This is a genomic window from Microbacterium hydrocarbonoxydans, assembly GCF_023715885.1.
Lineage (GTDB): Bacteria > Actinomycetota > Actinomycetes > Actinomycetales > Microbacteriaceae > Microbacterium > Microbacterium hydrocarbonoxydans_C.
Genome location: NZ_JAMBOY010000002.1, coordinates 809,767 through 832,486 on the forward strand (window position 1 = coordinate 809,767; position 22,720 = coordinate 832,486).

The following is a 22,720-nucleotide window of genomic DNA, read 5'->3' on the forward strand; positions in this document are numbered from 1 at the left end:
GCCCGATCTCCTCGCCCTCACTCGTGCTCGGGCAGCACCGAAGACGACCATCCCGGATCCCGGCCGACCTGGGTCGCACGCGAGAGCGACGCCGACCCGAATCGGTCGCGCACCGCATCGAGGACAGAGTCCAGCTGCTGCCCTCCCTCGTCGTCGAACGGCAGCTCGGCGGGTGCGCGGTCGGCGCTGTCGAGATGCGAGAGCGAGATGCCGATCAGGGTGATCCCCCGCTGCTCGATCTCCGGCCGCGCGGCGGCGAGGAGTCCGCGGGCGAGGGCCAGGAGGACCGATGTGCGGCCCGTCGCAGTTCGCAGAGTCCTCGACCGCGTCGCCTTGGCGAAATCGCCGTATCTCAGTCGAAGCACGACCGTGCGACAGACCCGATCCCGCTCACGCAGTCGCCGCGCGAGCCCGTCGACGATCTGCGTCATGATGACGTCGAGCTCCGCCCCCGAACGGGGTCGCGACCCGAGCGCGCGCTGCGAGCCGATCGATGCGCGGCGCCGCGCGGTGTCGACAGGCCGAGGATCGCGCAGGCGCGCCAACGCGTGCAGGTGCGCGCCGCTCGCCTTCCCGAGCAGCCGCTCAGCCGTCGCCTCCTCGAGCTCTGCGAGCTCGCCCACGGTGTGGATTCCGAGGCCATGGAGCTTCTCTGCGGTCGCCGCCCCGACTCCCCAGAGGCGTTCGACGGGGAGCGGGAGGAGGAACACGTGCTCCCGCTCCGGTTCCACGATCAACAGGCCGTCCGGTTTGCTCACGGCACTCGCGACCTTGGCGAGGAACTTCGTACGAGCGACCCCGACGGAGATCGCCAGACCCACCTCGGCCCGCACGCGCTCGCGCAGACGCACCGCGATCTGCTCCGGGCTGCCGGGGAGGCGGCGCAGCCCTCCGACCTCGAGGAACGCCTCATCGATCGAGATGCCCTCGACGAGCGGAGTCGTGTCGCGGAAGATCGCGAACACGTCGCGGCTCGCCTGCGAGTACACGTCCATCCGCGGCGGCACGACGACCGCCTCCGGGCACAGCTCACGCGCCTGACGCCCTCCCATCGCCGTCCGGACTCCGCGCGCCTTGGCCTCATAGCTGGCGGCGAGCACGACTCCTCCCCCGACGATCACGGGTCGCCCGCGGAGGGCAGGTGCATCTCGCTGCTCGACCGAGGCGTAGAAGGCGTCGAGGTCGGCGTGCAGAACGGTCGCCTCGTCACGCATCACGCCTCCCTTCGGCATCCGATCGGGAGAATCGTCACACAGACCCCCGACATCAGAGGGCCGTGGGCAGATGCGATCGTGGCCGCCCCGACCGAGGTCGGGGCGGCCACGATCCGGCTCCGGATGCTACTGCTGACGCAGACGGCGGCGCAGGAACAGCGCCGTGCCGAGCCCGAGGGCCGCGAGCGCGATCCAGACGGCTGCGAACGGCAGCTCACCGCCGGTCTGTGCGAGGCCGTCGGCCGCCGCTCCCTGCGCGGCGGTCACCGTCACGGCGGCCCGCACCTGCGTGCCGTCGGGAAGGAGCACGACGAGGGTGTGCGCACCCGCTGAGACGGATGCCGGGACTCGCACGGTCGTCGCGAACTCACCCGCGGCCGACGCGGTGACCGTGCCCAGGCTCACCGGCGTCGAGTGGAGCTCGAGCCGCAACGGAGCGCCCGCCGCGAAGCCTTCTCCGAAGACGCGCAGCGAGCCGCCGGCGACGACGGTCTGCGAGCCGAGCACGATGGTCGGGGTCTCGGACACCGGCTCCTCCCCGGTGCCGACAGTCACCGGGGCGCTGGTCGCCTGCGCCGGAGCGTAGCCGTCGAGCGAGCCGCTGACCCGCACGGAGAGAGCGCGCCCGGCCATCGATGCCGGGATCCCGAAGGTCGCGGAGGTCGCGCCGTCGATCGCCTCGCCGTCCACCAGCCACTGGTAGGCGAACGCGGTTCCCGTCGTCCACTCTCCCGGCTGAGCGGTGACCGTCGCACCGACCGTCGCGGTGCCGATGATCGACGGGGTGCCGATGACGAGATCACCCGGCTCGGCGGCCGCCTGGCACGCCTCGCCGCAGACCGTGAACTCGGCCTGCAGCCCCTTGTGATCGCTGGTCCACAGCGTCTGCGGGGTGAAGATCTCCTCGTCCGACACCGGCAGCGCCCGCGCGCCACGCACGATGTCGCCCTTCGGTCCGACGATCCGGGTGCTTTCGAGGGTCAGACGCTCGTCCGGCGCGAAGAAGATGTAGTCGATCCGGTCGCGCTCATCGGCTTCGGGTGCCCATGCGAGCTGCGAGACACTGACGTTCGGGGTGTCGGCGGGCCACGTGAAGCCGGGGTGGGTCACGGGGTCGGGGTAGATCGCCCGGTACGCGTCGACGAGCCCTCCGTCGCGCAGGATGCTGGTGGTCTGCCACGGCGCGACGACGCCGTTGTGGTCGTAGAGGTTCGCGGTCGCCTCGGTCCAGTCGAGGGTCGACGGCTCGTTCATGTCGGCGCCCATCATCGTGAGGCGTCCTGCTGCACGCTCGGTCGCCATGTCGGCGGTCAGCGCGGTCGCGGCGGCCGGGCGGCCGGAGGCCTCGTTGGCTGCGAGGATCTGCGGAACGTCGGTCACCGGAGCGCTGAGCTTGTTCCAGCCGCGCCACTCGGCCGGGAATCCGGCGGCGAGCACGTCGCCGGCATAGCCGCGGGGCAGGTAGGTCGCGTAGTAGCGGTACTCGAGGTGGCCGCCGTAGGCCGCGATCTGCGTGTCGCCGACCTGGACGATGGCCTTCATCCATCCGCCCTGGGTCCCCGGCACGGTCACGACACCCGCGTCGACGATCGGATAGCGCGAGATGACGCCTGCGCTGCCGCCGGTGGAGTGGTAGTCGAAGCCGAGGTCTCGCGCGATGGCCGCCGCTCCGCTCTGCGCCTCTTCGACGAAGATGAGGTCGGCGCCGATCTCGGTCAGCATCGTCGCATCGGTGGTCTTCCCCCACAGGTTGAGCTGCACGACCGACAGCGCGATCGGCTTCGTCGGATCGACCGCGGGCCCCTCGTAGGGCGCCTCGGCGACCGAGAACGCGACCGGCTCGCTGACCCGCGTGTAGCCGTCGTTGTAGAGGTACTCGACGCGGTAGTCGCCGGCCGGGAGCGGGTTGCCGGATCGGTCCTTCGCGGGCAGCTGCACCGAGCCGGAAGCGCCGGGCGCATATGCCCACGCCATGCCGCACGCGTCGCAGGGCTCGGGCTTCGATGCCGGGTAGATCGCGACCCAGTTCTTCGCGCTGGGGCGGTCGGTGGCGAAGTCGACGGAGACGTTTCCGCCCGGCGCGACCTCGGTGGTCTGGAGGGTGATCTCGGATGCCGCGGCGGCCGCAGCCGGCGACGTACCCAGCAACGGCGAGACGACGAGCACGCCCGCGGCGAGGACCGCAGCGAGCAATGGGACGCGCCGGCGGCGGCGCGATCCGGGGGCGGGAGACGAGGACATGTCTGCGGTGTTCCTTCCAGAGACGCGATCGGCATCCCGTCGGGAGCCGGCGGAAGGCTCGGATGACCTCCCTCGACGCGAGAGAACCGCCGCAAGGTGACCTGCCGGTGAACGGGAAGGGTACTGGACGAGGACACGTGCGCGGGCGGAGCCGAAGTCGAGCGCCCACGCTGCGCACCTGTTCAGAAGGGGGCACGCGAGGAGCGTCTGAACGCAGAAAAGCCCCGGATGTTCCGGGGCTTTCGTTCTGTAGTCCAAATGAGAGGGTCCTGGAACACCCGTCAGGCACTGAAAACAAAGCGGGCCATGGATGGGACTCTCCTCCTACCCAGGCGCACCTCGACTTCGCCCAGAGGTGACCTGCGCGGCCCTGTGGCGACATCGATTGAGATGGCTGGAACACGCCTGGACGCGACAGAGATCGAGGCGCTCGTCAGCGAGTACCGCCGGGGTGCCCGCGTATCGGAGCTGGCGCAACGATACGGCCTACACCGGTCGCCCGTTCGCGCGCACCTACGCCGTCACGAGGTCGAAGCACGAGACCGAGTCCCCCAGGTCAACGAGGGCGACACGTTCGTGGAACTATATGAACAGGGGTACAGCCTCGCCGTCATCGGCAAGCAGTACGGCATGACACAGAACGCGCGACATGCACCTCGGCATCGACAGAGGGACTACACAGGGACGGCCGCTGATCCAGGTTCGGAACGGCCCTTCCGAAGCTCGACCTTGAACTCCCGCTCACGCAGCGCCACTACAGGGATGCCGAAGATCAACATAGCGCTCAGTACCGGCACTGGTGAGCGCGGTAACCCTGAGCGGTACAGGATCGGCCCAGAAGACGCCGACATATTCTGCGTTCCCGGCGGTGGCCTTCCCAGCGGTGTCCGGTCTCCGCAATATGCTCACGCTATGAGGGTGGAAGGCGAACAGGCGCGCGTGCTGGTCACAGTGAAGGCGACGCCGCAGCCGTCGACGAGCTACGGGGACACTTCGTGTGTTGCGGGTGTGCGCATCGACGGAGATGAACCAACCTGGATTCGGCTGTATCCGATCGCGTTCCGTTGGCTCGACGGCGAGGCGCAGTTCAAGAAGTACGACGTGATCGAGCTTGAGGTCCGGCGCAAGGACTCCGACACCCGTCGGGAAAGCTACTCGCCAACCCAGGACTCCTGGACCGTCATCCAGAACCTTCCGCCCTGGAAGGCACGTCACCAGGTGATCGGCCAGCTGCCCGCGACCACGACCTGCGAACTGATGCGCGCTGCGTCCGCGGACGGCTCAGCTCCATCCCTGGGACTCGTCTACCCCGCAGATGTCGACCGCCTCGAGTTCGAGCCGCACCCAAAGTGGACACCGGAACAGCTTGCGAAGATGCGGACCCGCATCGACAAGGAGTCTTCCGCTCTCATCCCGATGACGGGGTCGATTCCCGCCATCTTGAAGGAACCCGAGTTCAAGGTCCGCTACCGCTACCGGTGCGAGGACAAAGCGTGCGCTGGCCACCAGGGACGCATTCTCGACTGGGAACTCACATCACTGCAGAACCGGCTTCGTCACCGGGGCGAGGATGTGAAGGCGGGCGTAACGGAGAAGTTCCTGGAGCAGATGTTTGCGCCAGGACGTCATGCCGGGTTCTACATGGGAAACTTCGAACTCGCTGCGCGCCGCGGGAAGTTCAGTGTGCTCGGCGTCTACTGGCCACGTACCGAAGACGCAGCCGCACCCGCGCCGACGCTGTTCTAGGATGTGACGAGGTCGCGCGCCATGAGCAACCGGACCTGCTCGAGCACTTGCTCCCGATGACAATGCTGCTCGTCCTGCTCGTAGCAGAACAGAGCCAGCTCCCCCGCTTGCGCAAGATCGGCGACCTCGCGAATCGCCTTGGTCGCCGCCTCTGACTGCAGCTCCTGACGGAAGCGGTCCCTGACGTCGTGCGCTAGGTCGGAATCGAGCTCTCCGTAGCCTGCGCGGTTGTCGCGCTGGTTGCCGAGCACCGGCAGGTGGACATACGCAATGCCTGCTTCGCCGAGTGCCTCCGCGAGAGCGCGCTTCGAGAAGCCGCGTTTGCGCGAGATGGCGTTGAGGCGCACGTCCACGAGCGTCTCCACGCCTCTGATGCGCAGCTTGGAAATGAAGGCGTCGAGGGTCAGACCTTCGTACCCGATGCCGGAGATGCTCATGTGGAGTTCCTTCCGTTGACGCAGCCGATGCGCAGCCACGCGGCACCGCGAACCGCAGTACCGAGCATCGCGGCGCGCTGCGAATTGTCGGCCGCATAACACGCAGGCGCGATTGGGCGGTCGCCGTGCGCGCAACTCACGCGCGGCCTCCGCAGCCAACGTTGACAGCTCATCCAACGATAAGCGCCCAACATCGATCATGTAACGAATACTATCCGTTACATGATGCTCCGCGAGCACGACACGGTGACTATCGGTCAGGGCGACGAAAAGGACTGCACCCGAAAGAGGGGTGAACGATTCCGATTCGTCGCCGCGACTCGAGCTCGCCGGCGGGCGCCGGCCTCGGTTATGACCGTGAAAAGATGAACGGGCAGGACGTCGAGGACAGTGCGGCACGGGAGGATCCTCGTCAGAGACACTGTTCGCAGCCCCTCTTGATATCGCCCAGTACCCATGCGGATAGGCTTGCGCCATGAGCGCACCCACAGACGATGCGGCGACGGAACCAGTCCCCTCCCCTCGTGAGACGCACGACGAAAGCTTCGAAGCTGAGGGAGTTGAACTCCTCGACATCGACCCTCAGGACGAGATCGTTGCGACCACGTACGAGATCACTTCCTACGGTGCCGACTATGACGTGGAAGGTTTGATCCGTCGGATGAACAAGAACGACATCATCGTTCCGTCGTTCGAGCCGTCGCAGCCCGGGATTGAGGTGGGTGCCTTCCAGCGAGGGTTCGTCTGGCGAAAGACTCAGATGAGTCGGTTCATCGAGAGCTTACTGCTCGGGCTTCCGGTACCCGGCATCTTTCTCGTCAAGGATCGAGACAACCGTCTTCTTGTCCTCGACGGGCAGCAGCGGCTTCGTTCCCTCCAAAGGTTCTACGACGGCAAGATCGACGATCGCACCTTCCGTCTCATTGGCGTACAGCCTCCCTTCGAGGGGCAGTCATATCAGGATCTCCGCCCAGAGGACCGCCGTCGTCTTGACGACAGCATCATCCACGCGACCGTGCTGCGTGACGAGTCGACCTCAGGCACACAAGATGCCGTGTACTCCATCTACGAGCGATTGAACACCGGCGGCAGCCCACTACAACCGCAAGAGATTCGCATCGCTCTCTACGAAGGCGACTTCCTCCGAGGTATCGCGCGCCTCAATGAGGACGCGTGCTGGCGGAACCTCTACGGTCCTCGATCAACCCGGTTCCGTGACCACGAACTGATTCTCCGAGCTATCGCACTCCACGAGTGGCAGGACCAGTATCGCAAGCCGCTCAAGACTTTCCTCAACGCGTACCTCAACGATCACCGAAACGACGTTGTTGAGAGCGGATCCGGAGTCGGCAAGCTGTTCATCGACGCCGTCCATGCGACCGACTCGACGATCGGCAAGCCTGCTTTCCGACCGGAACGAGCGCTCAACGTCGCATTCGCCGATTCGGTGATCGTCGGAGTCATGCGTCGCCTAAACACAGGAAAGACCTTCGCTGAGGGTGAGCTAGAGCGCGCCTATCAGACGCTCGTAGCGGATGAGGACTTTACTGCCGCCACGACAGTCCGCACTTCGGACGAGGACTACGTAAACCTACGACTGGATAAGGCAACGGCAGCGTTCGCTGGCTAACCTGTGATGCCGAGGATATACGGCGCTGACGAGGTTCACCGTCAACAGAAGAAGCTCAACGCCGTGTTCGTCCTCATCGACGGGACGGACATCAGCGACGAAGCGCGCTCGCACTATGCCCGCTACCTTTGCATCCGGCTCGCGGGCTTCGCCGAACAATCGCTGAAAGACCTGGTGTCCGCACACGCGCGCAATAAGTCAACAGCGACCGTCCACCGATTCGTGGAAGGGCGCATGGGCAAGCTTTGGGGAATCAACCAGACCAAGCTCAAGGAGACCCTCGACGCACTCAACCCGGAGTGGTGGGACACACTAGTCCTCAAACTCCCCGACGAGGTTGAGGCATTGCAGAGCGTGGGCAAGCTCCGAGACAACATTTCGCACGGCGGAGACAGCGGCATCAGCCTCCCCACGGTGCAGCAGTACCGAGACTCGGTCTTCCGCCTAGTCGCCTACCTATGCGATCTACTCGATCCCAAGACCACATAGATTGAGCTCTAGCTCAGCAGGTGGCGCCGAGCAAGCAAGAGCTCCGCGATGGGAACGCGTCGTGAGCAAGAGGATCGGCGTACTCCAGTGTCCACCTCAAGACTCGCCCCGCCACAGCTTGGCCAGCGACGGTGACGAGACTGATCTGATGAGCCCACACCCCAGTCCCGATAGTCCAGCTGCTGTTGCGTCCGATGGCGCGACCGGCCTACTCCAAGAGTTCGCGACGGCGCTCCGCGCCGCAAGCCCCGCCTGCAAGCTGCTCATGGCGAGGTTCCGGGATGGCTCGCTCCTGAACGAGACGAAGACCTGAGTTCGCCGAGTAGAGCGGACTCCCGTGCAACGCACGAAGAGAGCGGTCGCATCCCCACCACCGCAGGTCGACGCTGCCCGCGAAGACTCGCCGCCAGGTGCGACACTCGCGATCGTCGTCGCGTACGGCAATGGCGCGACACAGGCTGAGATCGCCGCGGCCCACGGGATCCACGTGCAGACCGTGCGGCGGCGGCTTCTTGAGGCGGGCGTCCTTCTTTACGATCAGAGCACCGCCCTCTCGCCAGAGGAGCAGGCTGATGCCCGGGCACGTCATGCCGCCGGCCACAGTGCCCGCGAGATCGGAAGACACCTCGGAGTCGCGCACGCGACCGTCGGGCGCTTCCTTCGCTCGCCCGAGACCACAGCGCCCACCATCACGCCGAACACGCGATTGCGGCCTGCTCGCACGTCTCCGCGCCTTCAGGATTCGCCGAGAGTGGGCGCACGCATCGGGCAATGTCGCACGCGCGGAGCGTTCACGAGGAACTGCGCATCTCACAGATATCCGACATCCGCGGCCCGATCACGAACCCAATGTACAAGGCTGGAACACCGCTGTCTGCGGCCGAGATCTCCCGCCTCGTGCACGACTACGAATTAGGCATGCCGACGTCCGCGCTTGCCAAGAAGTACGGCGTCCACCGGGCGACGGTCCACGAAAAGCTGCGGAAAAACGGGGTAGACCCGTGTGAGCGGGTGCAGGTCCACGAGCGGGCTTCAGAAATCGAACGACTCTACGAGCAAGGTGACAGCCTCGCCACAATAGGCAAACGCTTCGGCCTGACACCCAGCAAGACTCGACGCCGCCACGATCACCATCGCACACCAAAGCAAAAACCGTGCTGACCTGGGGTAAATGTCCCCCTGAGTCAGCACGGCTCACCAGAATCTGTAGCAGGAGCGGGGCTTGAACCCGCGACCTCACGATTATGAGTCGTGCGCTCTCACCAACTGAGCTACCCTGCCGCACGGCATCCGCACTGCAGATGCGAATACTGCGAGCCCCGAGTCAGGATTGAACTGACGACCCCTTCCTTACCATGGAAGTGCTCTGCCACTGAGCTATCGGGGCGTGCTGCCCCTCGCGGGGCAACCACACGAGAATACCATCACTGTGGCGTCCTCATGAAATCGAGGCGGGTCAGTACGAGTACCGACCCGCGTTCTCACGGAGCCACGGCAGCGGATCGATCTTCGCGCCGTTGACGATGATCTCGAAGTGCAGGTGCGCGCCGTAGGAACGGCCCGTGTTGCCGGTGTGACCGACGACGTCGCCGACCTTCACGGTCTGCCCCGCCTTGACCTGCAGCGAGCCGTACTGCATGTGCGAGTAGTGGCTCGTGACGACCTCGCCGTCGATGACGTGGTCGATGTAGACCGTGACGCCGTAGGCGCCGCCCTGCTCGGTCGCGATGCGCACGACGCCGTCCGCGACTGCCTGGATCGGGGCGCCCTCACCGGGCACGAAGTCGATGCCCTCGTGCAGACGGCCCCAGCGCATGCCGAAACCGGAGCTCATCCCCACGCCGACCTTGAACGGCCACTGGATGGCGGCCTCGGGGTCGTTCGTGAAGACCTCGTTGGAGTAGTTGATGCCCTCTTCGGATGCCACCTCGACGAGTGACATCGTGGAGAAGCTGTCAGAGCGGGCCAGCGACTCGTTCTGCACGTCGGACGACGTGACGAACGCCTGGATCTCATCGCTCTTGCCGCCGGTCGCGCCGGCGCCGGAGGCGGCGACCAGCGACGTGGCCGACAGCGGCTGACCGCCCTGCACAGCGGCGACGGCCTCGGCGGGAAGCGTCATGCCCACCGCGAGCAGACCAGCAAGGCTCATGACGCCGACGGTCGCGCCGACGGCGAGGAACTTGCGCACCGGCGGGCGGCGGCGTGCGACATGTGTGGCGGCGGGGGCCTCATCGGCCGGAGCCGTCTCAGGCTCGGCGACCGGCTCCTCGGCGGACGCCGTGGGAGTCGGACCGGTGGCGACGGAGCGGAAGACCCGCGATGCGGTGGTGAACGGATCGGCGTCGAAGTCGGCCGCGTCGGGGACCGACGCCTCGGCGGCAGCCTGCTCGGCGGCGAGCTGCTCTGCGGCGGGCGGCGCTGCGGCGGCCGGCGTGTCTTCGCTCTCGACGACCTCGCCCGGGGCGGCCGCGTCGGAGTCGGCGACCTCGAGGTCGGTGGACTCGGATGCTGCGGTCGCGGCGGCGACGGCGGTCGCGGCGACGAACACCTCTGCGGTGGTCAGTCGTTCACGGGCGGCGCGGCGAGACAGCGGTGCGGCGGAGACGGGGGAAGTGTCTTCGGAGTCGGCTGCCTGTACCTCTGCCGCGGTGGCCACGATGGGCTCGGTGCGGAGTCGGCTGGACCGGCGCGTGGGCGCAGAGGCAGCCTGGGGGTTCTCGAAGGGCAAAACGAATTCTCTCGGGTTAGACGTCACGCTGGGGGGCGTTCGGGCTCTCATCGTTCGGGGCGACGAAAGTAACGATCGGATAAACCCTAGCCCGAGGAGGCTGGGAATGCCATGAATCGATCACGTTTCCTTTCCGATGATGTCACAGATCCGGTCATGAACCGCAGTTCCACCGGAGATGAGCATGGGTCTCGGCGTGGCGACGTCGATGCGCGACACGCGGCCGCCGGCCTCGACGACGAGCAGCGCGCCCGCGGCGAAGTCCCAGGGCTTGAGACCGCGCTCGAAGTACCCGTCGAGGCGTCCCGCCGCGACGTAGGAGAGGTCGAGCGCCGCCGACCCCGACCGGCGCAGGTCGCGCGCCATCGTCATCACGCTGCGCGTCGTCGCGAGGTCGCCGTCGTGCGTGGCCGGGTCGTAGCCGAACCCGGTGCCGAGCAGAGCTCCTGCCGGAGTCGACTCGTTGACCGAGAGTCGCTGCTCGCCGAGCCGGGCGCCCTGACCGCGCGCGGCGGTGAAGAGCTCGCCCGCGGCGGGCGAGTACACCGCGCCGGCGAGCGGCTCCCACGAGTCCGGGTCGGCGCTTCCCTGCACCGCCGCGATGCTCACCGCGTACATCGGGCTGCCGTAGGCGTAGTTCACCGTGCCGTCGATGGGATCGACCACCCAGGTGATCCCGGTCTCCCCCGACGTGGGCTCCGACTCCTCCCCGAGGAAGCCGTCGCCGGGCCGTGCCTCGCGCAGTCGATCACGGATGAGGGCTTCGACCTCGCGGTCGGCCTCGGTGACGATGTCGGCGATCGACGACTTGGTCGCGGCGAGATGCACACCCTCCGCTCGGCGTCGCCGTGCCAGCTCGCCGGCCTCCTTCGCGATCTCCGATGCGAGGTCGCGCAGTTCGATCTCGGTACTCACTGCGGCGGCATCGGCGGAGCGGGCGGGTATGCACCGGGCGCTTCGGGAGCCGGGGGCGCCGGGGGCACGCCGGGAACCTGACCGGCCGGTGCGGGCGGAGCAGGAGCAGGCGGCGGAGGCGTGGGCGAGTGCGTCGGCGCGCCGGCCTCGGGAGCGGGCGGGAAGCTCGCGACCGGGAAGGGCTGCGCAGCCGCGACGGCGAGCGGAGCCTGCTGCGGCACCTGCGCCTGGGGCATCACCGACGGATGACCCGTGTAGTAGGCGTTCCAGTCCGGCGAACCGTCGGGCAGTACAGGCAGCGGCGTCGAACCGTCGGCGTACGTGGGCCACGCCGGAGCGGACGTGAGCGGCTGCGGCGAGCGCGCCTTCTTCGGCGCGAACAGCGCATTGAGGAGCGGGATCAGCGTGGTGCCGACCGCCGCGAGGATCGTCAGCGCGACCACGATGCGCCAGTACAGCTCGCCGTAGTCGAACGTGTGCGGGAACGTGAGGAAGAAGACCAGCATCCCGACGAGCCCGGCGAGGAACACCAGCGTCACGATGTAGATGACGCGCGTGAAGGTCGTGCGGTGGCGCTGGGCGGCCGGAGTGAAGAGTCGCACGTGCAGCAGGGCCAACTGGAGGATGCCGACCACGAGCAGCAGCTGGAAGAATCGCTCAGCGCCGGTGAAGTACGCGTCATCCTCGGGGAGCCAGATCTTGACCGCCCCGACGAGAAGCGCGATGATCCACGTCACCATGCTCGCCAACGCCAGCCAGTCCGGTCGGTTCGGCGCGAGGCTCGCCTCGAGGATCGCGATGCCCGCGAACCCGGCGAGCAGGAGGATCGTGAGGAACGCGCGACCGATGAGTCCGTCCTGGTCTCCGATCAGCACCCAGATGACGCACACGAGCGCTGCGGCGATCAGAGCGCCGATCGCGATCCAGATCGCTCCCCGGATGAGGAGGGACAGGTTCTTCTTGTCGGCCAGCGGCTGCGGCGGCTGGGCGATCTCCGGCTGGGACATCGCGTTCCTCTCGTTGTGCGGCGTTGCGATCATCCTTGCACGTGCCCCGTCGGATGCGCGGCGGCCGGACGCGATGCGGGAGGAATCACCTCCGATCACCGATCGGTGCAGAAGGGGTCAGCGTGCGGAGCGCGACGATGCGGCGGCGAAGGCGGCGATGCGCGCCTGCGCATCGGGCGTGGCCATCGCCGCACCGATCGAGCGGGCTTCCTCGCTGAGTTGCTCGGCGAAGGTGCGCTCCGGCTGCGACCGGACGAGACGCTTCGCCTGCCCGTAGGCCTCCGCCGCCCCGGCGAGCCAGAAGCGCGCGATCTCCTCGGCGCGAGAGCGGACGAGCCCGGCCTCGTCCGCGGCATCCTCTCCCCTCACCGCCTCGGCAGCGAGTCCCCAGTCGACCGCTTCGTCAGCCGTGAGAAGTCGATCCTGCAGCACGAGCTGCAGGGCTCGGCGCTGACCGACGGCCCGCGCGAGCTGCGCCGACACGGACAGGTCGGGGGTCAGCCCGATGTTCGCGTACAGGCTGCCAAGGCGAGACCGCGATCCCACCACGGCGTAATCGCTGCTGAGTAGGATGCCGAGACCGCCCCCCGCCGTCGTGCCGTGCGCCGCGACCACCACGGGCACCGCGGACTCGGTGAGCGATCGGATGCCGCTGTTGATGACCTCGGCGAGAGCCGTGATGTCGGTGCCGGCGCCCGCGGTCGTCGCCATCTCGATCACGTCGCCGCCCGCGCAGAACGACGGCCCTGCCGCGTCGATGAGGATCGCCCTGACGTCGTCGCGTGCGACGGCCTCTGCCGTGGCGTCGCGCCAGGCGTGCGCCAGCTCGGCGTTGAAGGCGTTCAGCCGCTCCGGGCGGTTCAGAGTGAGCCGGGCGAGCCCCTCGTCGACGGTGGACAGGATGACATCGCTCATGGCTTCTCCTTCGAGCACAGGACGTATGCCCCCAGGCTAACCGCGATCAGGAATCGGCCCACACGCGCGCCGTGAACGCCTCCATGCGGCGACGCGTGCCGTCGAGCCGGAAATCCACCTGCCCGGCGGCGCGGATCTCGTTCGGCGCGAGCGGGTGCGCGAGGCGCACGTTGTCGTGACACGACAGATCGGCGCAGATGTAGGTGCCGACGGAGTCGCCTCGCGCGCCCGCCTCACCCGTGCGCCGCGCGGAGAACAGTGCCACCTGGTTGCCCGGCTGCATCGTGTGGCAGATATTGCACATGCCGGAGCGTGCGCGGCCCGGCTCCGAGACGCGCAGCACGATGCCGGCGATGGACCCTTCGTGCTGCACGAGCACGTAACCACGGCGCCCCGCGCCCGGGTCACGCCAGGCGAAGAAGTCGAGGTAGTCCCAGTCGGTCAGCAGGAAATCGTGCGGCATCTCCATGACGCGCAGTTCATCGGGATCGGCGTTGACGAAGGACGCACGGACGTCTGCCTCGGTGAGCGCTCGCATCCGCCCAGTCTAGGCAGGCCGCCGGGTGCCGGCTCCGCGCACGCCATCGAGCTCCGCCCGGCGGAGAAGGCGCAGCAGCGCCCTCGGCGGATGTGGCCGTCCGAGGAGCGACGGCCGCTCGATCGCCGCGACTCCGGCCACCGTCGCCCGCACGGATCGCCCCTCACGACGGGCGAGGTTCATGACGCACAGCGCCTCCACGTCGGTGCGCAGACGAGCCGTGCCGAACGGCCGCCGAGCCCTCCTCGCCTCGCGCAGCGCCCGCTCACCCAGCGGCTCCGCGGCATCCAGTTCGGCCGCCACGATCAGCGCCAGCAGCAGCCGCAGGCGTGGGGCGAGGTCGGCGCCGCGGCGATCCCCCCGGACGAGCTCCTCGTCGATGCTGAGGTCGAGCAGCGCGCGCCGCTGCAGGCGCGTCTCGCCCGAGGGCCAGTCGGCCGGACGTTGGTCGAGCTGCGGATGCGTGATCGCGGTCATACCGATGAGACGCAGTCCACGGCGATTCATTACGCCGGTGCGCGGAGAATGCGGAGAGAGGATGCCCCGGCATCCGCCTGGTCAGCGCGCCGCGCGCTGCATCGCCTGATCCGCCTCCGAGACGATGTCGCGCATGGCGGCGGCCGCTGCCTTCGCATCGCCGCTCGCGACCGCGAAGGCGACGTCGCGGTGCCACTGCACGGCGTTCTGATCGGCGACGTGCGGCATGAGGTCATGCTCGGTGCGGCCTCGGAGCACCGCCTCGACGGTACCGCCGAGTGCCGCGAGCATCGCATTGCCCGACGCCTCGAGCAGCAGGCGGTGGAACCGCACGTCCGCCGCGAGGTAGCGCTCGCGATCGGCCTCATGGTCCTCTTGCGCCATCTCCACGACCAGCGAGACGAGGTCGACCTTCTGCACCGCGGTCGCCCCGCCGGCGGCGAGCCGCGCGGCCAGGGGCTCAATGGCGGAGCGGAGCTGACTGAGCTCGCGCAGCTGTTCATCGCGGCCCGGTCCGTCGAGTCGCCAGGCGATGACCTCGGGAGCGTAGACGTTCCAGTCGGCGCGCGGCCGCACCTCGACGCCCGACTTGCGCCGCACCCAGACGAGTCCGAACGACTCGAGCACGCGCACCGCCTCTCGCGCGGCCGACCGCGACACCCCTCGTCGTTCCGCGATCTCGACCGTCAGCATCCGTGAACCGGGGGCGTGCACGCCGTCGACGATGGCTCGACCGAGCTCGTCGACGAGGGAATCGTGCAAGGGGCTGCCGTTGCGCGGAGCAGTCATGGATCGAGTATGCCCTGGCGTCACCGCGTCACGCAGCACATCAGATAGGCGGAAAGCAAATCATGATCACGATGACCAGGAATCATGCTTATTATGTACGACGTAAAGCCGTTCGCCCGGATCAAGGAAGCTCATGGCACCCAACCCGTACCTCAGCACGCTCGCGGCCGCCGTCTCCGACGCCGCACCGACCGACCGCCCGGCAGGTCAGCTCATCGCCGCCGCCGTCCTCGGCATCGCCGTCATCGTCATCCTCATCACGTGGGTGAAGCTGCACCCGTTCCTCTCCCTCACCATCGGCGCTCTCGCGACCGGCGCGATCGCGGGCATGGACATCGGCGCATCGGTGACGAGCTTCTCCGCCGGCTTCGGCTCGACCATGGGGGGCGTCGGCATCCTCATCGCCCTCGGCGCGATCTACGGCAAGCTGCTCGCCGACTCAGGCGGCGCCGACCGCATCGTCGACACGCTCGTATCCCGCGCGAGCGCACGGTCGCTCCCCTGGGTCATGGGCCTGATCGGCGCCGTGATCGGCCTGCCCATGTTCTTCGAGGTCGGGCTCGTGCTGCTCGTTCCCGTCATCATCCTCGTCGCCCGTCGCTCGGGGCAGTCGCTCATGCGCATCGCGATCCCGACCCTCGCAGGACTCTCCGCCATGCACGGCCTGGTGCCGCCGCACCCCGGCCCCCTCGCCGCCATCGACGCTCTCGGCGCGAACCTCGGCCTGACCCTCGCCTTCGGCGTGATCGTCGCGATCCCCGCCGTCATCATCTCCGGACCGCTGTTCGCCCGGTTCGCCGCGCGCTGGGTCGACGTCCCCGTCCCCGAGCTCTTCGTCTCGGCGGAGGACTCCGGTGACGAGCCGAAGCGCCGCCCGTCGTTCGGCGCCACGCTCATCAGCATCCTGCTGCCGGTGTTCCTCATGCTCGCCAAGGCGATCGCCGACATCACCGCCGCCGGGTCCGACGCGCCGTGGAAGGTCGCTCTCGACTTTCTCGGCACTCCCGTCATCGCGCTCCTGATCGCCGTCATCGCCGGCTTCTTCATCCTCGGCCACGGCGCGGGATTCACCCGCGACAAGGTGAACGACATCGTCGGCTCGTCGCTCGGACCGATCGCCGGCATCCTGCTCATCGTGGGCGCGGGCGGCGGCTTCAAGCAGGTGCTGGTCGACACCGGCATCGGCGAGGTCATCGCCCAGTTCGTCTCCGGCTCTTCTGTCTCGGTGCTGGTGCTCGCGTGGCTCGTCGCGGTCGTGATCCGCATCGCGACGGGTTCGGCGACGGTCGCGACCATCACCGCGGCCGGCATTCTCCAGCCGCTCACCGAGACGCTCGACTCCCCCATGGTCGCGCTGCTCGTGCTCGCCATCGGCTCCGGCTCGGTGTTCCTCTCGCACGTCAACGACGCGGGCTTCTGGCTCATCAAGGAGTACTTCGGCCTCAGCATCCCGCAGACCCTGAAGTCCTGGACCGTGCTCGAGTGCCTCATCTCGGTGACCGGACTCGCGGGCACCCTGCTGCTGAGTATGGTGGTGTGACCATGATGGCTGCACAGGCTCCCGTTCTCGTGCTCATGGGCGTCGCCGGCACCGGCAAGTCCACGGTCGCCGCGATGCTCGCCGGACGGCTCGGCTGGACGTTCGAAGAGGGCGACGACCTGCACCCCGAGGCGAACGTGAAGAAGATGGCGTCGGGCGATCCGCTCACCGACGACGACCGCTGGCCGTGGCTCGACCGCATCGCGGAGTGGATCGACGAGCGCATCGCAGCCGGAGAGCCGGGCATCATCACGTGCTCGGCGCTCAAGCGGAGCTATCGCGACGTCCTCCGCCGCGACGCGGTGACCTTCGTGCACTTCGTCGGCGACCGCGAGCTGATCCTGGAGCGGATGCTGCGCCGTCAGGGCCACTTCATGCCCACGACGTTGCTCGACTCGCAGTTCGCGACCCTCGAACCGCTGGGCGCCGACGAGAAGGCCATCGAGGTCGCGATCGATCAGACCCCGCAGCAGCAGACCGCGGAGATCGCGACACGGCTGCGGTTGCTCGCCGACTACTGACCGAGCGGGACTCGTTCAGCGATAGAGCAGGTCGGATGCCACGGCATCCGACCACTCGGGCACCGCCAGCGCGTCCGGCGCGTCCCACTCCCCCGCGACGATCTGCGCGAACGCATTCTCTACGCCGAACAGCTTCTCGAGCGGCGTCCAGTCGGACTCCCCCGGCATCGGCACGAGCGAGCGTTCTTCCAGCGCTCCCGGATGCAGCTCGGCGAGCAGCGACAGCAGTCGCACACCGGTGCGCACGGGCCGGAAGACGTCGGGGTCCGTCACGTGCAGGATCACGCCCTCGCACGCCTCTCCTGCATGATCTCGCACGCGCGGCGTGAAGCCGTACGGCACTGCCGCGAGGCCGGGCAGATCAGCCGCTGCGATCGCCTTCGCGTACTCCTCGCCGTCGATGAACGGTGCCGCGATCACGCGGAACGGCACGGCGGTGCTGCGCCCCTCCGAGACGTTGACCCCCTCGGCGAGGCAGGTGCCCGGGTAGAGCAGAGCCGTGGCCGCAGACGGCAGGTTCGGCGATGGCGGCATCCAGGTGAGTTCCTGCCGGCCGAGCGCCGAGCGAGCACGGTTCCACCCGGTGGCCTCGACGATGTGCAGCTCCACGTCGATCCCGCGGGTGCGCACCCAGTGGCGGGCGAGCTCGCCGATGGTGAGTCCGTGGCGGATCGGCATCGTCCAGCGGCCGACGAGCGATCGGGCGTTCTCGTCGAGCATGGGCCCTTCCGCCTGGTCGAGCCGCCCGCCGATCGGGTTGGGCCGGTCGAGCACGACCACGGCCACGCCGGCGGCGGCACACGCCTCGAGCACATGGCTGAGCGTCCAGATGTAGGTGTAGAACCGCGCACCGACATCGGGGAGATCCACGAGCATCACGTCGATGCGCCCGAGGTCGTCGGCCGACGGACGCACCTGGTCGCCGTAGAGGCTGCGCACCGGCACGCCGGTGACGGGGTCGATGTCGTCGCTGACCAGCTCCCCCTCCCTCGCCCGACCGCTGAGTCCGTGCTCGGGTCCGAAGAGCAGGTCGAGCCTCCACCCGACCTCGGGCAGGGACTCGCGGCCCCGCCGGAGCTCGCTCGTCAGCGCGAGGTCGTTCGTCAGCATCCCGAGCCGCTGTCCGGTCAGGCGGGTGGTGAGTCCTGCGGGGAGGTCGCGGGCGATGAGTCGGTCGATGCCGAGGAGCATGATCAGTCGATTCTGTGGTCGGTGACGGCGTGGAACGTGCGCTGCAGGTTGTCGGAGATCGTGTCGTACTCGACCTGCGCGATGCGAGTGAACAGGAAGTCGAGCACCGCCAGTTGCGCGATGCGGCTCGCCATCGCGCCCGAACGGAAGGTCGACTCCGACACGGCGGTCACCAGCACGAGATCGCACACCTGCGCGAGCGGCGAGCGCGGGTTGTTCGTGATGGCGATGGTGGCGGCACCCGCTTTCGCGGCTGTCTGCGCGGACTGCACGATTTCGAGCGTTCGGCCGGAGTGCGAGATCGCGATCGCGACATCGCGGCCGTCGAGGAGGGCCGCGCCGGTCAGGGCGAGGTGCAGATCGGTGCGGGCCTGCGCCCAGAACCCGGCGCGGTGCAGCTTCTGCTCGAGGTCGAGGGCGGCCAGGCCGCTGGAGGCCGTGCCGTAGATGTCGATGCGGCGCGCACCGCGGAGTGCGGCGACACAGCGTTCGAGCTCGTCGATGTCGAGCTGGCGGGCCGTGCGCTCGATGGCGGCTGCCTCGGAGAAGGCGATCTTCCGCACCGTGGTGACGGCGTCGTCGTCGCGGTCGACGTCTCCACCCGAGACCTGGAATCGCTCGCGCTCGGAGTCGCTGCGGCTGAGCTCCGCGGCGAGCGCCATGCGCATCTCCGGGTACCCGGCGAACCCGATGCTGTTCGTGAAGCGCGCGACGCTCGCTACCGACGCCTTGCAGGAGCCCGCCAGTTGCGTGATCGACGCGTCGACGACGACCTGCGGTTGGGCCAGCACGTACTCGGCGACCCGACGCTCGGTGGGGGTGAGCGTCGACAGACGCTGGTGGATCGCGGTCACGACGCTGTTGGACACATGAACATGATGACAGAGCGCCGGCGACTTTTGGTAAAGATTTTCAGGAAGGTCTTGCATTTCTGAAAGTAATTCCCCAGAGTGTCTAGTGCGCGCCACACTCCCCCGAGGCCGCAGCACGACAGAGCAGTCGCACGGCCCCGCATCAGCACCCCGGTGCGTAGACAGACGCCTCTCCGTCGCACAGCAGAGCAAGCCGCCCCATCGGCTCTCACCACCGAGAGGAATCCCATGCGACACCCATCGACACGTATCGCCCTCACCGCCGGCATCCTCGTCACGGGCCTCGCCGTGGCCGGCTGTGCTCCCGCGGCCTCCAGCGGCGAAGCCGGAGGCGGTGAGAATGTCACCCTCAAGGTCTGGTCGTGGCAGGCGTCATCCTCCCCCAAGTGGGAGGCCGTCTTCGACACCTACGAAGAGTCGCACCCCGGTGTGACGATCGAGTTCGAGGGCTTCCAGCCGACCGAGTACAACCAGATCCTCGCCACCGGCCTCGAGGGCAGCGACGGACCCGACATCGCGATGCTCCGCGCCTACGGCGGCATCCAGTCGGCGATCCAGTCCGAGCAGCTGGTGCCGATCGACGACATCGTCGACGGTCTCGACCAGTTCGATCCGACGGTGCTCCGCGCCGCGCAGGGCAAGGACGACGGCGTCACCTATGGCGTCCCGTTCGCATACCAGACGATGCAGATGTTCTACAACAAGACCATGTTCGACGAGATGGGTCTCGAGGAGCCGAAGGACTGGGACGAGTTCATCGAGCTGCAGGAGACCCTGCTCGAGGAGGGCGTGACGCCCATGGCCCTCGGTGCTCGCGAGGACTGGGTGCTGCCGATGTTCCACGACATCGTCGGATCGGCCCAGTACGGCGGTTCTGACTTCGAGGAGAAGGTGCTCGCCGGCGACGTCGACTTCACCGACCCCGCCTACGTCGCGTCGCTGCAGACCGTCAAGGACATGCAGAAGTATCTCGACAAGAACGTCAACGCCATCGCGGTGGCGGATGCCGTGCTGCAGTTCACCTCCGGACAGGCGGCCCAGTGGCCGGGCGGGTCGTTCGATCTGCCGACCTTCCAGAGTTCCGCCCCCGACACCGAGTGGGGCGTCTACGAGGTGCCGCCGGCACCCGGCAGCGCGCTCGACCACGCGGTCACGCCCGGCTACGCCGACGGCAGCTTCGGCATCAACGCCGCCAGCGAGAAGCAGGATGCCGCGGCCGAGCTGCTGAACTGGATGACGACGACCGAGTTCGGTCAGCTCGTCGCCGACGAGGTCGACCAGTTCTCCGCGCTCCCTGGCGTGAAGTACTCCGACCCGCTGATGCAGGAGATGAACGAGCAGTACACCGCGAACCCCGCTCCGTACCTGCTGCTCGTCGACTTCCGCTACGGCGACCCCACGGGCACCGCGGTGCTCGGCCCGGACATCCAGGCGATGTTCCTCGGCGACAAGACGCCCGAGCAGCTCGGCACCGACCTGCAGTCCGGCGTCTCCACCTGGTTCACACCCGGTTCCTGATCCGCATCATCCGCACCGACCGGGCGTCGGCGACGGCGCCCCCTCTCGGAGCGAAAGACTCGACATGGCTCTGACCATCCCCCTCCGGCGCACGACGCCGAACCGCCGCAGCCGCACCGGCATCGCACTCACCACCCCCACCGCGCTGCTCTTCGTGCTGCCCGCGGCCGTGCTGTTCGCGGTGCTGATCCTGTACCCGATGCTCGCCGCGCTCAGCTACTCCCTGTTCGACTGGCAGGGCACCAGGCAGGGCGGCTTCGCCGGCTTCGGCAACTACATCACGCTGCTCACGACCGAGCCGTACGCGTCCGAGCTGTGGAACGCGTTCGGGCACAACCTGTTGCTGTTCGTCGGGGCGCTGGTCTTCCAGAACTCCCTCGGCCTCGGCATCGCCACCCTGCTGCACCGCCGCAAGCGCACCAAGCGCTTCTTCCAGACGATCTTCGCGCTGCCGTACCTCGTCAGCCCGATGGTGATCGGATACCTGTGGTCGCTCATGCTGTCGCCGCTGTTCGGGCCGGTGAACGCGATCCTGCGCGGCGTCGGTCTCGAGAGCCTCGCACTCCCTTGGCTCGGCGACCCGCAGCTGGCGATCTGGGTGATCGTGCTCGTCAGCGCGTGGCAGTGGATCGGCTTCCCCATCCTCCTGTACGGGGCCGCGCTCGGCGGCATCCCGGAGGAGATCGAAGAGGCCGCAGCCCTCGACGGCGCGACCGCCGGCAAGCGCTTCCGGTACATCACCCTGCCGATGCTCACCCCGACCATCGGCATCATCACCGTGCTGACGTTCATCGGCAGCATGGAGGCGATGGCGATCCCGTTCGCTCTCGCCGGCTCCAACGGCGCCCCCGCCGGGTCGACCGACGTGATGATGCTGCTCTTCTACCGCACCGCGTTCGAGTCCGGTAACCCGAACTCGATCGGCGTCTCGTCCGCTCTCGCGACCGTGCTCTTCCTCTTCATCATGGTGATCTCCGTCGTCATCACCTCGACCATGCGTCGAGCCGAACGAAAGCTGTTCTGATGAGCCTCCTCACCGATTCGCGCACCGAGCCGAGCACCGAGGCGATCGTCTCCCGGCGCCCGGACGCCCGTCGTCGGCGCAGCAGCCGCACCTCCGACACCCCGCTGCTCGGACGCATCTTCGCGAACGTGTTCCTCTGGGGCTACGCGCTCGTGGCGATCGGGCCGCTGCTGCTCATGGTCAACAACTCGCTGCGCACGCAGCAGCAGATCGCGACCGAGCCGCTGGGCCTCCCCCTGCAGCCGACGTTCACGAGCTTCCAGAACGCGTGGATCACGGCATCCTTCGACACGTATTTCATCAACTCGATCACCGTGACCGTCGGATCGGTGATCGTCACGACCGTGGTGTCGGTGCTCGCCGCGTACGCGTTCGCCCGCGCTCGCGCGAAGTTCTTCCGCGGCATCGAGGCGGTGTTCCTGTCGGGACTCATGCTGCCGGTGCACCTGGCGATCCTGCCGCTGTTCTACCTGCTCGACTCGCTGCGCATGACGAGCAACGTGTTCAGCCTGATCCTCGTGTACGGCGCCCTCGGCATCCCGTTCACGACGTTCGTGCTGACGGTGTTCTTCCGGGCGCTGCCGATCGAGCTCGAGGAGGCCGCGCGCATCGACGGCGCCGGTCCCTTCCGCACGTTCCTGCAGATCCTCCTGCCGCTCGTGCGTCCTGCGCTCGCGACGGTGATCGTGTTCCGGTTCGTGCCGGTGTGGAACGACTTCTTCTACCCGCTGATCCTGCTGCGCGACCGCGGGTCGTACACGCTGCCGGTGGGCCTGACCCGCTTCTTCGGCGAGTACTCGACCGACTGGCCGCAGCTCTTCGCGGGCCTGACGATCGCGACGATCCCGCTCGTGGTGCTGTTCCTGCTGGCGACGAAGCAGATCATCAACGGCCTCACCTCCGGCATGAGCAAGTGACGCAGCCG

General features: G+C 67.9%; 21 protein-coding genes, 2 tRNA genes and 1 pseudogene. 10 read left to right on the top strand and 14 right to left on the bottom strand.

Annotated features, from left to right (window positions below; genetic code table 11):
- Positions 1-17 precede the first annotated feature (17 nt).
- Both dinB and M3195_RS08120 read right to left on the bottom strand, forming a co-directional pair.
- Positions 18-1,214: a DNA polymerase IV gene (gene dinB, locus M3195_RS08115; RefSeq protein ID WP_251586349.1), complete on the bottom strand. Its 1,197-nt coding sequence runs from the start codon at positions 1,212-1,214 to the stop codon at positions 18-20.
- Between the two features lie 126 nt (positions 1,215-1,340).
- On the bottom strand, positions 1,341-3,455 hold the full coding sequence (locus M3195_RS08120) for an endonuclease/exonuclease/phosphatase family protein (RefSeq protein ID WP_251586351.1): 2,115 nt from the start codon (positions 3,453-3,455) through the stop codon (positions 1,341-1,343).
- 912 nt (positions 3,456-4,367) lie between these two features.
- On the opposite strand from M3195_RS08120, the gene M3195_RS08125 reads away from it, so the two are divergent.
- The gene (locus M3195_RS08125; RefSeq protein WP_251586353.1) at positions 4,368-5,201 is read left to right on the top strand and encodes a hypothetical protein; all 834 of its coding nucleotides are present in this window, start codon (positions 4,368-4,370) and stop codon (positions 5,199-5,201) included.
- On the opposite strand, the gene M3195_RS08130 is transcribed toward M3195_RS08125, so the two are convergent.
- Positions 5,198-5,638, bottom strand: coding sequence for a DUF488 domain-containing protein (locus M3195_RS08130; RefSeq protein WP_251586355.1), 441 nt, complete (start codon positions 5,636-5,638; stop codon positions 5,198-5,200). The two genes, M3195_RS08125 and M3195_RS08130, sit on opposite strands and share 4 nt — an antisense overlap.
- A 475-nt stretch (positions 5,639-6,113) precedes the next feature.
- On the opposite strand from M3195_RS08130, the gene M3195_RS08135 reads away from it, so the two are divergent.
- The 4 genes and pseudogenes from M3195_RS08135 (at position 6,114) to M3195_RS08145 (ending at position 8,918) form a co-directional block, all read left to right on the top strand.
- Positions 6,114-7,268: a GmrSD restriction endonuclease domain-containing protein gene (locus M3195_RS08135; protein WP_251586357.1), complete on the top strand. Its 1,155-nt coding sequence runs from the start codon at positions 6,114-6,116 to the stop codon at positions 7,266-7,268.
- 6 nt (positions 7,269-7,274) lie between these two features.
- A complete protein-coding gene (locus M3195_RS08140; RefSeq protein WP_251586360.1) occupies positions 7,275-7,757 on the top strand; it encodes a HEPN domain-containing protein in 483 nt (160 codons plus the stop codon).
- 496 nt (positions 7,758-8,253) lie between these two features.
- Positions 8,254-8,409, top strand: a pseudogene (locus tag M3195_RS17180) (helix-turn-helix domain-containing protein); the annotation flags it as partial.
- A gap of 119 nt (positions 8,410-8,528) precedes the next feature.
- Complete coding sequence (locus tag M3195_RS08145) at positions 8,529-8,918, top strand: hypothetical protein (protein ID WP_251586362.1); 390 nt, start codon at positions 8,529-8,531, stop codon at positions 8,916-8,918.
- A 46-nt stretch (positions 8,919-8,964) separates the two neighbouring features.
- Here M3195_RS08145 and M3195_RS08150 read toward each other — a convergent pair.
- The 9 genes from M3195_RS08150 to M3195_RS08190 all read right to left on the bottom strand — a co-directional run bounded on the left by M3195_RS08150 (position 8,965) and on the right by M3195_RS08190 (position 15,129).
- Positions 8,965-9,038 (bottom strand) — tRNA-Met (locus M3195_RS08150).
- A gap of 34 nt (positions 9,039-9,072) precedes the next feature.
- Positions 9,073-9,144 (bottom strand) — tRNA-Thr (locus M3195_RS08155).
- A gap of 69 nt (positions 9,145-9,213) precedes the next feature.
- Positions 9,214-10,539 carry a M23 family metallopeptidase gene (locus M3195_RS08160; protein ID WP_285885581.1) on the bottom strand — a complete coding sequence of 442 codons (1,326 nt, stop codon included), beginning with the start codon at positions 10,537-10,539 and terminating at the stop codon, positions 9,214-9,216.
- A gap of 69 nt (positions 10,540-10,608) precedes the next feature.
- Entirely contained in the window at positions 10,609-11,403 is a 795-nt protein-coding gene (locus M3195_RS08165; RefSeq protein ID WP_251586366.1) for an inositol monophosphatase family protein, read from the bottom strand.
- Positions 11,400-12,410, bottom strand: a complete 1,011-nt coding sequence (locus tag M3195_RS08170) for a hypothetical protein (protein ID WP_251586368.1) — start codon at positions 12,408-12,410, stop codon at positions 11,400-11,402. The genes M3195_RS08165 and M3195_RS08170 overlap by 4 nt, the downstream gene beginning before the upstream one ends.
- Positions 12,411-12,527: 117 nt before the next feature.
- Positions 12,528-13,325: an enoyl-CoA hydratase/isomerase family protein gene (locus M3195_RS08175; RefSeq protein ID WP_251586370.1), complete on the bottom strand. Its 798-nt coding sequence runs from the start codon at positions 13,323-13,325 to the stop codon at positions 12,528-12,530.
- A 46-nt stretch (positions 13,326-13,371) separates the two neighbouring features.
- The gene (locus M3195_RS08180) at positions 13,372-13,863 is read right to left on the bottom strand and encodes an FBP domain-containing protein (protein ID WP_251586372.1); all 492 of its coding nucleotides are present in this window, start codon (positions 13,861-13,863) and stop codon (positions 13,372-13,374) included.
- A gap of 9 nt (positions 13,864-13,872) precedes the next feature.
- The gene (locus tag M3195_RS08185; protein ID WP_251586374.1) at positions 13,873-14,340 is read right to left on the bottom strand and encodes a hypothetical protein; all 468 of its coding nucleotides are present in this window, start codon (positions 14,338-14,340) and stop codon (positions 13,873-13,875) included.
- An 81-nt stretch (positions 14,341-14,421) separates the two neighbouring features.
- Positions 14,422-15,129 (bottom strand): FadR/GntR family transcriptional regulator, encoded by a 708-nt coding sequence (locus M3195_RS08190; protein WP_251586376.1) that lies wholly within the window; start codon positions 15,127-15,129, stop codon positions 14,422-14,424.
- 133 nt (positions 15,130-15,262) lie between these two features.
- Here M3195_RS08190 and M3195_RS08195 point away from each other — a divergent pair, with 133 nt between their 5' ends.
- A complete protein-coding gene (locus M3195_RS08195; RefSeq protein WP_251586378.1) occupies positions 15,263-16,669 on the top strand; it encodes a GntP family permease in 1,407 nt (468 codons plus the stop codon).
- 5 nt (positions 16,670-16,674) lie between these two features.
- On the top strand, positions 16,675-17,190 hold the full coding sequence (locus M3195_RS08200) for a gluconokinase (protein ID WP_251586469.1): 516 nt from the start codon (positions 16,675-16,677) through the stop codon (positions 17,188-17,190).
- Positions 17,191-17,205: 15 nt separating this feature from the next.
- Here the strand turns inward: M3195_RS08200 and M3195_RS08205 are convergent, their stop codons facing one another.
- Positions 17,206-18,381: an exo-beta-N-acetylmuramidase NamZ family protein gene (locus tag M3195_RS08205; protein WP_251586379.1), complete on the bottom strand. Its 1,176-nt coding sequence runs from the start codon at positions 18,379-18,381 to the stop codon at positions 17,206-17,208.
- A gap of 2 nt (positions 18,382-18,383) precedes the next feature.
- Positions 18,384-19,250 carry a MurR/RpiR family transcriptional regulator gene (locus M3195_RS08210; protein ID WP_251586381.1) on the bottom strand — a complete coding sequence of 289 codons (867 nt, stop codon included), beginning with the start codon at positions 19,248-19,250 and terminating at the stop codon, positions 18,384-18,386.
- 231 nt (positions 19,251-19,481) lie between these two features.
- Between M3195_RS08210 and M3195_RS08215 the strand changes: the two genes are divergently transcribed.
- The 3 genes from M3195_RS08215 to M3195_RS08225 all read left to right on the top strand — a co-directional run bounded on the left by M3195_RS08215 (position 19,482) and on the right by M3195_RS08225 (position 22,712).
- Positions 19,482-20,771 (top strand): ABC transporter substrate-binding protein, encoded by a 1,290-nt coding sequence (locus M3195_RS08215; protein ID WP_251586383.1) that lies wholly within the window; start codon positions 19,482-19,484, stop codon positions 20,769-20,771.
- A gap of 64 nt (positions 20,772-20,835) precedes the next feature.
- Entirely contained in the window at positions 20,836-21,795 is a 960-nt protein-coding gene (locus tag M3195_RS08220; protein ID WP_251586385.1) for a carbohydrate ABC transporter permease, read from the top strand.
- Complete coding sequence (locus M3195_RS08225) at positions 21,795-22,712, top strand: carbohydrate ABC transporter permease (RefSeq protein WP_251586387.1); 918 nt, start codon at positions 21,795-21,797, stop codon at positions 22,710-22,712. The genes M3195_RS08220 and M3195_RS08225 overlap by 1 nt, the downstream gene beginning before the upstream one ends.
- Positions 22,713-22,720 lie beyond the last annotated feature (8 nt).